This window comes from Solihabitans fulvus (genome assembly GCF_008386585.1).
GTDB lineage: Bacteria > Actinomycetota > Actinomycetes > Mycobacteriales > Pseudonocardiaceae > Solihabitans > Solihabitans fulvus.
Genome location: NZ_VUOB01000456.1, coordinates 1 through 208, shown reverse-complemented (window position 1 = coordinate 208; position 208 = coordinate 1). Strand labels below are relative to the sequence as shown.

The following is a 208-nucleotide window of genomic DNA, read 5'->3' as shown; positions in this document are numbered from 1 at the left end:
CGTAGGTCGCCGTGCCGATGGTTGCGGACTCGTCGCTGTTGAACGTCGCGTCGTCCAACACCTTCGTGAGGTCATCGGTGAACGTCGCATTCGTCAGCGGCGTCTGGCCGGTGTTGCGCACGGTGACCGTGTAGCTCACGGTGTCGCCGGGCTTCGCGTCGGTCTTGTTGGCGGCCTTGCTGATCGCGATGCCCGACACCGGCGTCGT

General features: G+C 65.4%; 1 protein-coding gene. It reads right to left on the bottom strand.

What is annotated here, in order from left to right; translation table 11 throughout:
* Positions 1–208: DUF7927 domain-containing protein (locus tag F0L68_RS42020; RefSeq protein ID WP_149855503.1), on the bottom strand; the 208-nt coding region annotated here is incomplete at both ends.